The organism is Deinococcus pimensis DSM 21231 (assembly GCF_000519345.1).
GTDB classification, from domain to species: Bacteria; Deinococcota; Deinococci; order Deinococcales; family Deinococcaceae; genus Deinococcus_A; species Deinococcus_A pimensis.
This window is the reverse complement of the sequence record NZ_KI912633.1, coordinates 217,792-218,813: the sequence shown is the minus strand read 5'-3', so window position 1 is coordinate 218,813 and position 1,022 is coordinate 217,792. Positions and strand designations below refer to the sequence as shown.

Sequence of the window (1,022 nt, the reverse complement as noted above, 5' to 3'; positions counted from 1 at the left end):
CTTCGTGCCCGTGCAGCGCGAACGCTTCGACCTGGTGGTACCCGCCGAGCACCTGGGGCACCCGGGCGTGCGGGCCCTGCTGGACGCGGCGCGCGCGCCCGCCTTTCACGCGGAGCTCGCCGCGCTCGGCGGCTACGATCCCACCCGCGCGGGCGAACCCTGGCCCACCCCCCTGAGAGGAACCCCATGAGGAGAACGCTGTCCCTGCTGGTCCTGCTCGCCCTCGGTACCGCGTCGGCGGAGAACGTCACGGTGTTCGCGGCGGCGTCCCTCACGGACGCCTTCACGGAGCTCGGGAAGGCCTTCGACGCGCGTACCGGGAACCGCACCACCTTCCAGTTCGCGGGCTCGCAGGCACTGCGCACGCAACTGGAGAACGGCGCGCGCGCCGACGTGTACGCCAGCGCGAACGCCGCGCAGTTCGATCCGCTCGTCACGAAGGGCCTCGTGACCCAGGGGCAGGTGTTCGCCCGCAACCGCCTCGCGGTGATCGTGCCCGCGAACAGTGCGCGCGTACGTACCCTCGCGGACCTCGTGACGCCCGGCCTGAAGGTCGTCGTCGCGGACCGCACGGTGCCCGTGGGGGACTACACCCGCCGGATGCTCGCCGCGATCGACAAGGCGGGCACCTACGGGAAGGACTACTCGGCGCGCTTCCTGCGCAACGTCGTGAGCGAGGAGCCCAACGTGCGGCAGGTCGCGCTCAAGGTGCAGCTCGGCGAGGCGGACGCGGCGGTCGTGTACACCACGGACGTCACGCCGTCCCTGAGGGCGAGCGTCCGGACGGTGGCGCTCCCGACGCGCTTCAACCAGACCGCCGCGTACCCCGTGGGCGTAGTCGCGAACTCGAACGCGCCCGCCGCCGCGCGGGCCTTCGTGGCGTACGTGCAGTCTCCCGAGGGGCAGCGGGTTCTGCGCAAATGGGGCTTCCTCGCGCCACGGTGACGCCTTGATCCGCCTCCGCCCGCAGGAGAACGCCGCCGCGCCGCGACGCGGGCGGGCCGCGCACGCGTCCCCGCCCG

Annotated in this window: 2 protein-coding genes; both read left to right on the top strand. The window is 73.2% G+C overall.

Annotated elements, in window-relative coordinates:
* A partial coding sequence (locus tag DEIPI_RS39040; RefSeq protein WP_211238249.1) for a hypothetical protein occupies positions 1-190 on the top strand: 190 nt, incomplete at its 5' end.
* On the top strand, positions 187-945 hold the full coding sequence (modA, locus tag DEIPI_RS0105730; protein WP_027481161.1) for a molybdate ABC transporter substrate-binding protein: 759 nt from the start codon (positions 187-189) through the stop codon (positions 943-945). The genes DEIPI_RS39040 and modA, both read left to right, overlap by 4 nt.
* Positions 946-1,022 lie beyond the last annotated feature (77 nt).

Coding starts and splice junctions, on each gene's coding strand:
- modA (WP_027481161.1), top strand. CDS start 187: ATGAGGAGAACGCTGTCCCTGCTGGTCCTGCTCGCCCTCGGTACCGCG.